The 10,880-nt window shown below is 47.2% G+C and carries 9 protein-coding genes; 2 read left to right on the top strand and 7 right to left on the bottom strand.

Annotated elements, in window-relative coordinates; translation table 11 throughout:
• Positions 1-161: 161 nt before the first annotated feature.
• Positions 162-755 (bottom strand): thymidine kinase, encoded by a 594-nt coding sequence (locus ACWP87_RS12310; protein WP_005684919.1) that lies wholly within the window; start codon positions 753-755, stop codon positions 162-164.
• Between the two features lie 127 nt (positions 756-882).
• Here ACWP87_RS12310 and ACWP87_RS12305 point away from each other — a divergent pair, with 127 nt between their 5' ends.
• Positions 883-2,235 (top strand): Mur ligase family protein, encoded by a 1,353-nt coding sequence (locus ACWP87_RS12305; RefSeq protein WP_014569518.1) that lies wholly within the window; start codon positions 883-885, stop codon positions 2,233-2,235.
• A gap of 65 nt (positions 2,236-2,300) precedes the next feature.
• On the opposite strand, the gene ACWP87_RS12300 is transcribed toward ACWP87_RS12305, so the two are convergent.
• Both ACWP87_RS12300 and ACWP87_RS12295 read right to left on the bottom strand, forming a co-directional pair.
• Positions 2,301-3,305 carry a serine hydrolase domain-containing protein gene (locus ACWP87_RS12300; protein WP_014569517.1) on the bottom strand — a complete coding sequence of 335 codons (1,005 nt, stop codon included), beginning with the start codon at positions 3,303-3,305 and terminating at the stop codon, positions 2,301-2,303.
• A gap of 33 nt (positions 3,306-3,338) precedes the next feature.
• Positions 3,339-4,205: a VOC family protein gene (locus tag ACWP87_RS12295; RefSeq protein WP_014569516.1), complete on the bottom strand. Its 867-nt coding sequence runs from the start codon at positions 4,203-4,205 to the stop codon at positions 3,339-3,341.
• 242 nt (positions 4,206-4,447) lie between these two features.
• Between ACWP87_RS12295 and ACWP87_RS12290 the strand changes: the two genes are divergently transcribed.
• Positions 4,448-5,206, top strand: coding sequence for a flavodoxin family protein (locus tag ACWP87_RS12290; RefSeq protein WP_014569515.1), 759 nt, complete (start codon positions 4,448-4,450; stop codon positions 5,204-5,206).
• 123 nt (positions 5,207-5,329) lie between these two features.
• Here ACWP87_RS12290 and ACWP87_RS12285 read toward each other — a convergent pair whose 3' ends face one another.
• From ACWP87_RS12285 to ACWP87_RS12270, 4 genes are all read right to left on the bottom strand, one after another.
• Complete coding sequence (locus ACWP87_RS12285) at positions 5,330-7,213, bottom strand: ABC transporter ATP-binding protein (protein ID WP_005684924.1); 1,884 nt, start codon at positions 7,211-7,213, stop codon at positions 5,330-5,332.
• Complete coding sequence (locus tag ACWP87_RS12280) at positions 7,213-8,943, bottom strand: ABC transporter ATP-binding protein (protein WP_005684925.1); 1,731 nt, start codon at positions 8,941-8,943, stop codon at positions 7,213-7,215. The genes ACWP87_RS12285 and ACWP87_RS12280 overlap by 1 nt, the downstream gene beginning before the upstream one ends.
• Positions 8,944-8,998: 55 nt before the next feature.
• Positions 8,999-9,655, bottom strand: a complete 657-nt coding sequence (locus tag ACWP87_RS12275) for a TetR/AcrR family transcriptional regulator (protein ID WP_005684928.1) — start codon at positions 9,653-9,655, stop codon at positions 8,999-9,001.
• 428 nt (positions 9,656-10,083) lie between these two features.
• The gene (locus tag ACWP87_RS12270; RefSeq protein ID WP_014569514.1) at positions 10,084-10,818 is read right to left on the bottom strand and encodes a histidine phosphatase family protein; all 735 of its coding nucleotides are present in this window, start codon (positions 10,816-10,818) and stop codon (positions 10,084-10,086) included.
• Positions 10,819-10,880 lie beyond the last annotated feature (62 nt).

The following is a 10,880-nucleotide window of genomic DNA, read 5'->3' as shown; positions in this document are numbered from 1 at the left end:
ATAGAGCGCGAACCGGCGCGGTTAGAAGTCGGAGTGTAAGTGGCCTCAGACGTGATGGCCGGGCTTTGGCCATTGCGGCTGAGGTCCTTGCACGCAGACTTCTGCGCCGGTGAGCGCGTTATGACAGAGCGCGAACCAGCCAAACCACACCGACCAAACATCTATTCCTCATCCTGATCAATCCGATCTAACGGCGGGTGAAAATAATGATGCCGGCAAACCGGATAATACGATTCATTGCCACCAATCAAAACCTGCTCGCCTTCGTACACCGGTTTACCATCATGAATCCGTAAATTCATAATCGCCTTTTTCGCGCAAAACCAGCAAATCGTCTTCATTTCTTCAATCTTATCCGCATACAGCAACAAATATTTTGAACCTTCAAACAGCTCATTGCGGAAATCGTTCTTCAAGCCAAACGCCATGACTGGAATATGCAACTCGTCAACCACCCGCGCAGCTTCAAAAATATGATGCTTCTGCAAAAACTGCGCCTCATCAATTAAAACACATGCCGCTTTCGGATCAGTCGTTTTAATGACATCATACAGATTCGTTTCATGCGCAATCGGAATCGCAGTCCGCTCAAGACCAATGCGACTGGCGATCATGCCAACACCGGCGCGATCATCCACGGCGCTGGTCATTAAAATCACGCGCTTATTTTGTTCTTCATAATTGTGGGCAACTTTCAGAATTTCAATACTTTTTCCTGAGTTCATTGCGCCATAACGAAAGAAAAGCTGGGCCATATGCCGCCTCCATTTAAAATCTCACGTCTCACAGTATAACGGATTTTTTTCGCAAAGAACACTCCGGCTGCCGGTTTGATTTCAAGTTATGCTAAAATAGTCCCATTAAGTTGAGAGGAAGAACGCCGTGGCATTTTCAGCAAAAGCCAGCCTGGCAACTGCCATTGGTCGCAGCAGCTACTGGTTCTTACACACATTTTTCAAAGGTGGATCGAGTCTCCCCGGAAAAATCGCTAACCGCCTCGATCCCCATGTTCTGCAAGCATTAGGCCATAACTATGATGTGATCGTGGTCACCGGTACGAATGGTAAAACGCTCACAACTAGCTTGATCGTCAAGGTACTCAAACAAAAATATCAGGAAGTCCTAACCAATCCCACCGGCTCCAACATGTTACAAGGGATTACGACCGCTTTTTTAGCCCAGCCCAAAAGCGGTCATGGTCGCGGGATCGCTGTTTTGGAAGTCGACGAAGCCAATGTCGCTCCCGTTGCCGCGCAGTTGAAGCCTAAAGCGTTTGTGCTGACCAATATTTTCCGTGACCAAATGGACCGCTATGGTGAGTTTTACACAACTTACCAAAAGATTCTTGATGGTATCACGCTTGATCCCACCGCTGTCGTGCTTGCTAATGGGGATGCGCCGATTTTCAGTTCGCGGAAGTTGCCCAATCCGATTTATTATTACGGCTTTACGTTGACCAACGAAGGCGATCACAAGGCCCCGCCGAATACGGATGGCGTTCTTTGCCCGGTTTGCCAGCACATTTTGCATTATCACGCTTTGACTTACGCTAATCTAGGTAACTTCTTCTGTCCTAATTGCGGTTTCAAACGACCTGAGTTGACCTATCAAGTTAATGCCGTTACCAAAATGACGCCGCAAAGCAGTGAGTTTGTCATTGACGGTCAGCCGTGTCACATTGACATTGGCGGCATGTACAACATCTACAATGCCCTTGCCGCATTTGCAGTTGGCCGAACGTTTGATGTCAGCCCTGAACAAATCAGCCAAGCGTTTGCCTACGATGAAAAAGTCTTCGGACGCCAAGAAGTCATTCAACTCGGGGCCAAAAAGCTAACATTGATTTTAGTTAAAAATCCCGTTGGCCTGAATCAGGTTTTGAGCATGATTCAAACCGCCAAGCAGCCTTTTGGGTTTGCGATGCTACTGAACGCCAATTACGCGGATGGTATTGATACGAGCTGGATTTGGGACGGCAACTTTGAAGAATTCGTTGCGAGCAAAAAAGCCGCCGACTACCTGGTTGGCGGCGAGCGCTATCAAGATATTGCCCTAAGGCTGAAAGTAGCGGGAGTGCCAGAAACCAAGCTTACCATTAAGCCAGATCTCGGCGACGTGCTCACGACGCTTCAGGAAATGCCGCAGCAACAACTCTATGTCCTCGCAACGTACACGGCGATGCTGCAACTACGGAAAAAACTCAGTGATGGTGGCTATATTAAAGGCGGTTTTTAAGCGGTTAAAGCTAACATACACACAAAAACAGGGTCGTGAATGTCGGCCCTGTTTTTGTGTACGCATTACTGGTCTAATATCGGCTGATCATTCAAAAACCGGTGAACCAACTGATCGCGTCTTCCCAGAAATTCCTGATTGGGCTGCGGATGGACGCGATTCGTCAAGACAATCAGTGCCAGTTGACTTTGCGGTTGAACCAACCAAAAAGTTCCGGTATAGCCAGTGTGATAAAGCCATAAGCGGCCCTGATTGTCATGTCTGAGATCCCATCCGAGACTGCGCCCAAGATGATGAACGGTCCAGTCACGCGTTAGGTCTTGGGCATGTTTTGGCCAAGCTTCAGCGGTTCGAAGTCCGAATAAATACTGGGTAAATATGATCAGATCATCCAAACTGGCAAATAAGCCGGCTGCCCCACTATGCGCTCCTAAAATGGCACTCTTGGGATCATGCACAACCCCGCGTCGTAATCCCGAAAGTGGCTGATAAGTAGTCGGCACACATTGGGCTGTTTCAGGTTGAAAAGTGGCTCGTGGCAAATCCAGTGGCCGCAAAACCTGCCGTGTCACTAGTTTTTGAATCGGTTGGTGATACACTTTCTCAAGTGCCCAACCAACCAGCAGCAAATTCACATCTCGGTAAACCACCTTGCGATTCACTTCATTTGTCACCGCTAATTGAGTCAGCAGCGCATGTTTTAAAGCCGGGGCAGGCAAAGCATCGCGATGAGGAATGTACCCCTCAAGTCCCGATGTATGCGTCAGTGCCTGCTGAAACGTGGTCGCATGTGGAAACGCCGGCAACAGCTGTTTTAACGGCATCGTTGGCGCAACCAGCCCATGATCCCACGCCTGCAAAAAGACAGTGGTAGTGCCGACAACCTTAGTTAATGAAGCAATATCATAAAGCATCTTAGGCCGCAGCGGTTCCGGATGCGGCAGCCACTGCGCTTCACCTGCCACCTTGGTTTGAACCCGCTTACCGGTTAACAATGCAACACTAAAACCCGGCACAATCTGCTCCGCTACCCATTTTTGCAACCCTGTCGTTACTGCTTGAAAATCCATCCTGGCCTTCTTTCCGATCCAAGGCCAGATCGGTTACGCCACTCGAAACCATAGCGTCAGTCGATTCGGCCCAGCGATCATCAAAAACTGGTTCTCATGGTGATAATCGTAATCCGTTAAGCCAGCCGCATCAAGGTTCATCAAAATATTGGCCATCGTCATTTTGTCAGGCAAAATAAAGCTCACATAGTCCAATCCATACATATCAGGCGTAGGTAAAAATAATTTGGGATCCCGGCGTAAATTAATCCCAATGTGATGGCGATAGTCGCCTGCAGCAAGAAAGATCTCATCTTTTACCTGTGTTGCCTTTTCGCGAAACCCAAGTCCTTGCTCCAAATAATGACTGGTCGTTTGTAAATCAGCCACTCGAAACTGAACGTAGCCGATCGCCGTCCCTGATGGCAGGCGGTCATAATCGCGCACCGCATGCTTGCCAATTTCTTCGGGATCAAGCGCCTGTTCCACTTCATCATCCCAATTGTATTGACGCTCCTCTTGATACTGTTCAATTGCACGATCAATTGTAAAGGCCACGCCATTACCTTCCGGATCATGCGCCAAAAAGCCTTGCCGATAATTTGTCTGAAATGCCTTGGTCACTGCCTGATCCTGCTTAACAATGCGATACGCCGCCCCTAAAGCCCCCGGATTCGGTAATAAAATGGCAAAATAATCCAGTCCGGTGACCGCTTCTTGAGGGGTTAATCCGCTAATCTCATGCAACACGACTAACACCTGCTGATTTAACCGCGTACCCAGATAAACCGTACTGCCGTTTTGCCGCAATAAATCCAACCGCGCAACGTCTTGATACCAGCGACTCACCTTGGCCAAGTCAGCCACTTTAAGCGCAATAAAATCCACGCGTGTTTCTTCCGGCAATGGAATTCCTGCCATGTTGACCCTCTCCTTCTCATTCATCCATGAGATCCTAACGCCTTTAACCTTTTGTTGCTGCCAACAGCATAATGAGTCTTCATCTTTTTTGCCAATAAAAAGCTTGATGCGCATGAGTACAAGGATCGGTTTGCAAAAATTCTTAATCTTTTTTAAAGTTAAGAGGAAGTAATACTTGCAAAAATTGTTATTTTTGGCAGGTTGTTACTTAAGTCGTTTATTTTGATTTGTGAGGCTTTCAAATGAAAATTTTAGGTATTTACGGCGGGCAGGATCCTGATGGGTTGACGGCTAGCCTAGTTAAAACAATTCTTGCCGGTGTTACGGCGCCGGCAACAACCGAGTTTATTGACTTAAATCAGTACCAACTGCGACCTGATCGCCCCGGTCAGACCAACCCCGTGCTAGACGAACTCGAGGAAAAGTTGCACGCGGCTGATGTGTGGATTCTTGGAACACCCACCTACTTTGGAACCGTGGCTGGACAGTTTAAGCAGTTACTCGATTGTTTACGCCATCGCATCACTCGGATGACGCATCAAGGGGATACGCTTCCGGGAAAGTTTAAAGATAAACATTACGTTAGCGTCACCAGTTGTTTTGCCACCGGTCTGGACAACACGTTTACGCACCAGACCGATGCGACCCTTGTCACCATCGACAAAGCCATGACCGCTGCCGGTTTACATAAAATTACTGAACTGGTTCTCCCGCATACTTGGGGCATGACGGCTTTACCAGCGGCCAAGGTCAAACAAGCACAAGCGCTCGGGGCAAAATTGGCCACTTTTAAAAAGAAGGATGATGAGACTTTGAAACGTTACTTATTGTTGTTCGGCATGATCGCGGTAATGGCTTTGGCAACCATGGGTATCCAGCAACTCATACCAGGTGTGGCAACCAACTTCTGGTGGCGCTATGTCAGCTTTGTTGTCATCTTTTTCGTCTTACTTGCTTGTTTGCTACACTACGCAACGTTTATGCGGCACAAGCGGCGGTAACGCTAAAAGGGTCCCGAAGACAAGATCGTTCTTGTCTTCAGGACCCTTTTTCATGTCACAGAATAAAAACATTTTCCCTGCAACGCAATATTTGTCTAGGTCTCAGCATCATTGCAAACTAACTTAAATCGCGACATTGCCACTGAACTGACTGTTGTACAAATCAGCATAAAAGCCGTTTTTAGCCATTAGTTCGTCATGATTCCCGGTTTCAACAATTGAGCCGTGATTCATCACGATAATCTTGTCGGCATCCCGAATCGTCGACAGCCGGTGGGCGACCACGAAGCTCGTACGATCAGTCAGCAAACGGTTCATAGCGTGCTGAATATGAATTTCCGTCCGCGTATCGACCGAGCTGGTAGCCTCGTCCAGAATAAGAATTTCCGGATCTGCCACGAAGGCTCGAGCGATCGTCAACAACTGTCGCTGACCTTGCGAAATGTTTGAGGCTTCTTCGTTCAGAATCGTGTTGTAGCCATCCGGTAACTGCCGCACAAAGTTGTCGACATGGGCTGCTTTGGCCGCGGCCAATACTTCGTCGTCAGTTGCGTCTTCGCGGCCATATTTCAAGTTATCCCAAATCGTGCCGGTAAACAGCCAAGTATCCTGAAGCACCATCGCAAAATGCGCGCGAACATCCTCTCGCTTCATATCGCGGGTATCGGTACCATTCAAGCGAATCGATCCGCCGCTAATATCATAAAAACGCTCTAGCAGGTTGATGATCGTTGTTTTCCCCGCACCGGTCGGCCCGACAATCGCGACCATCTCACCTGGTTTGACTTGCAGGTTATAGTCCTTGAGCAACAAGGCATCCGGGGTATAACCAAACTGAACATGATCCATGACCAGTTTGTTAGGATCATTGGCCACTGCCGGCACACCAGACGGCTCATCCTGCATGTCTTCTTCATCCAACACCGCAAAGATCCGCTCGGCACTGGCAATAGTGGATTGAATCGTATTGGCCAAGTTAGCAAGCTGGGAAATCGGCTGGGAAAATTGCTGCATATATTGAAGGAAGGCCTGAACATTCCCAAGGGTGATCGTGCCATTAGAAACTTCAATGCCACCCATAATCGCAACAAACACGTAACCAATGTTGTTTAGGAAAATCATAAGCGGCATGATGATCCCGGAAACAAACTGTGCTTTCCACGCTGCATCATAAAATGCCTGATTCTGGCCTTCAAACGCCTCTACTTCATCATCTTCGCGGTTAAAACTCTTAATAATCACCTGACCGCCATAAGTTTCTTCAACTTGATTATTCAAGAGACCTAAAGCTTTTTGCTGGGCGGCAAAGAACCGTTGCGATTTTGGCGCGACAATCCCGACAACAATTAAGCCCAGCGGAATCGTTACCAGCGCAATCAGCGTTAACTTCCAGGAAATCGTAAGCATCATCCAAATGGTTCCCACGAACATAACTGCACTGGTCACCATCTGCGTCAGACTTTGTTGCAGTGTCGAGGCGATGTTATCCATATCGTTAATCGCCCGTGACATAATATCGCCATTACTATGCGTGTCATAATACTTGATCGGCACAGTCTTCATCTTGTGCTTGAGATCTTTACGCAACTGGTAAACCGTATTCTGCGAGATCCGAGTCATGATGAACTGCTGCAAGAAACTAAACAGTGCACTACCCAAATACAGAACCAAGACGATTAAAATAATCTGTTTGATCTTATCAAAATCAATTGGATAGTTGCCAACAGCGATACCGGCCTTTTGCTCCGCTTGGCCTTTCATAACCCCTTTAAAAATCTCGGTTGTAGCTTCCCCCAAGATTTTTGGTGTGCGAATTTGAAAGACGGTCGAAGCAATGGCCAAGACTAGCACCGCAATAATACCAATCAGACGGTTGCGCATGTAACCAAATAACCGCGCTGTTGTGCCCCAGAAGTTCTTCGGTTTTTCAACGAGACCACCACGGCCAGGACCCATCCGTGGGCCAGATGGCTGCTTGGTCGTTTGGGCTTTGTGATTGTCTGCCATTATTGCTCGTCTCCTTCCCGAATCTGTGACTTGATAATCTCCTGATACGTTGGATTGTTGGCTTTCAACTCGGCATGCGTACCTTTACCAACCATCTTACCTTCGTCTAGCACGACAATCGTATCAGCATCTGCAACTGTCGAAACCCGCTGACCAACAATCACAACCACCTTGGTCTGAATCTTGGCATCGGCTTTCAAAGCTGCACGCAGATTCGCATCGGTTTTGAAATCCAACGCCGAAAACGAGTCATCAAAGACATAAATCGAGGCGTCCTTTACCAATGCGCGAGCGATGGCTAGTCGCTGCCGTTGTCCACCAGAGAAATTGCCGCCGCCTTGTTCAACCTGATAATCAAGACCTTCTGGGTTAGCTTCAATAAAATCGCGGGCCTGGGCAATTTCTAGGGCATGCCAGATGTCATCATCAGTCGCGTTTTCATTCCCATATTTCATGTTATCGCGAACACTTCCGGTGAAGAGGTTCGCTTTTTGCGGTACAAACGCAACAGCTTCATGCAGTTTTTTTAAATCAACTGCTTTAACGTCTTCACCATCGACGCGTACGGCCCCTTTTTCCACGTCATAAAAGCGCGGAATGAGGTTGACCATCGTCGTTTTACCACTCCCGGTACCACCAATGATGGCTAAGGTCTGTCCGCCTTTTACCTGAACATCAATGTCACGCAAGGCCGGTTCTTCGGCATGGTGATAACGGAACTGAACATGGTCAAATGCCAATGCCGGATGAGCGGTATCTAATGCTTTAGGCGCTTCTGGTGTGGTGATCCGACTTTGTTGTGCCAGAACATCATTCAAACGTGCCGCTGATGCCTGAGCACGCGGAATGAACACGAAGATCATGGAAAGCATCATGAAACTCATCAGAATCTGCATCGCGTAAGTCATAAACGCGATCAAGTTCCCGGTTTCAAGCGCCTGTTGAGCAATTAAATGGCCGCCCCACCAAGTGATACCGATATTGGTACCACTCATAATCAAGGTCATGACCGGGAAAACAGCGGCAATAATTGAGAAGACCTTGACCGCATTTTGGGTGTAATCCTGATTGACTCCTTCGAACCGATTCTGTTCAAAATCATCTTGCCGAAACGCCCGAATGACCCGCACACCGGTTAAGCCTTCACGGAAAACCAGATTAATATTATCAGTCTTTTTTTGCATCGCCTTAAACAGCGGGACAGCAAAATACATAATGATGACTAGAAAAAGGGCCAATAATGGCAAGCTAATCAAAAACACCATCGTCAATGTATGACTCTTTTGATACGCCAGAAAACTTGCGCCGATCAACATAATCGGTGCCATGATCATCATCCGCAAAATCATCATCCAAACATTTTGAATCTGCGTGACATCGTTGGTCGTTCGGGTAATCAGCGAACTGGTCCCGACTTTATCCATTTCGTCATGCGAATAGTTGATGACTTTACGATAAACATCTGACCGTAATTTTTGACCTAACTTTTGTGATGTGCGCGATGCAAGAAAGACATTTCCTACGCTCGCCAGAATACTGAGCAAGGCAAAAAGAATCATTTTCATCCCGGTTGCCCAAATATAGTCAATATCACCTTTGGCAACCCCGTTATTAACAATATCGGCCGTTAAATTCGGCAAGTACAGATTACTCATGACCTGAACAATCATAAATAATATGGCGCCAATGACGGCCAGTCCTGACATTCGCTTTTTTGCAAGCTTAAGCATAATTTCCTCCTAACAGTTGCTTTGGACCCCGCGTATAGTCCAGTGTGATGCGTTGCTAACGCTGCTGACGATCACTGGCAACACCAAATTGCAACCAGTCAAGGAGCTGATGACTACGCCGTTTTAATTCGGCGACCGTAATCGGCTTACCTTCAGCCTGGTGCGAATAGTAATAACCGATTGTCTGCATGAACATGCCGACAATCTGGCGAATCAGCAAACTAATCTCATCATCCGTTTGAATCCGGAGGCGACTGCGATCAATGCTGGTTAACAAAAACGCATGAATTTCACCATGCCCGTGCGGTGGCTTGGAAAATGGCACATCCGACTTTGCCATTTTGGTGGCACTCCGAATATCCATGTGCAAAAAAACATTCCGATACAATGCAGCATGTGGGCCATGAGTGAGCGCTGTGATCACTTTGTCAAAAAATTCTGACATCGCCGCAAACAAATCGCCATGATGTTTGGTCATCACTTGTTGTAAGAATGCCACCGTCCGCTGTCGGACATTTTCCAGCAAATAAAAATAAAGATCCGCCTTATCATCGAAATACTGATAATAGCTGCCACGCGGAATACCGGCTTGCTTAATAATATTACTAATGCTAGCTTCATTAAATGGTGCCCGCGCAAACTCTTGATAAGCCGCATCCATTAATCGCTGTTGCTTAGCTTTTGGCAATCGAAAAAAAGTTGCTTTCGGCATGGCGACCTCCTTCCTAGTCTTCATCTATTCGTCAATTTGGAAAGTGTTTCATTATGACATCCCGTCATATGACAAGGTGTCATTATAGACGCCCATGCCACAAAATGCAATCAAAAAATAGAAGTATCAACTTTTTCTTGGATCTATAGAGATGATTTTCCCGTTAACTTTGGCATGATTCCTGATAGTACTTGTTCCATGAAGGTCACTTGCTCCTCTACTCTTGTTGGTAACTTAATTAGCGAAGCGGGCCTCTTTTTAAACTCCTCCTCATGGCTCTATTATTTGGACCTATCGCCTTACCGATAGAAATTCTACACTAACTCAAAAACGGCAAATTCAGTCAATGGTCTGAATTTACCGCTTGCAACTGTTTTTGAGGTTGGTTTCAATAGCTTCTCTAACTAACGAAGTTCTTCTAACATTGATTACTCTTTACCTTGGTCAATACTTTGAGGTTCATTCTGATGATCGTCCTTTTGAGGCTCATCATGGCGCAACGCCAAGATGTCTGATTCGCGAATCAAATTGACTCCACGCAGGCGCATCCCCTTGTCAGTCACATCTACTCGTGTCACGCTGGTATTTTTTAACAACCCCAGCGGTAACTGTTCCGGTGCCAACTGATAGATTAAGGCACTCAATAATAAGCCATGCGACACCACCAAAATGTCTCTGTTATCAGGACTTTGAGCATCAATCTGCGCAAACGCTTGGCGAACTCGCGCTAGCAGATCCGGCAAGTCTTCAGCCTGATGGGTCGGATCGGCATTGCGAATGGATCGGATCAACCCGGCAAAACGCTGTGAACCCACCCACGCGCGCCATGATGCCGTCAAGCCATAGCGGCGAATTGTCCGCGTCATCACAGCATTGCCAGGATCGCCTTCCAGTCCGCCAAAATAATATTCACGTAAAGCCGATAACTTGATTAACGCCGGTTGCGGTTGATGACCCGCAATAATTCGCCTAGCCGTTTCAATCGCCCGTTCGCGATCGCTTGAAAAAGCCTTGACAAATGGTATCGGCCGCAACAATTCACCCAACCGATCTGCAGCATCACGCCCTTTTGCTGTCAAGTTTGCGTCGGTAATCCCCTGCAGCTGACGAGCAACATTCATCGGCGTCTCACCATGTCTGACTAAATACAATCGTTTTGTCATGCTTTTAACCGCTCCTATATATCTGTGCTGGTGGACTTATCAACTTAGCGTAAACTTATAAC

It is taken from the genome of Lacticaseibacillus sp. 22 (assembly GCF_055413445.1).
The sequence above is the reverse complement of the archived record's forward strand: the minus strand, read 5'-3'. Positions and strand labels throughout refer to the sequence as shown.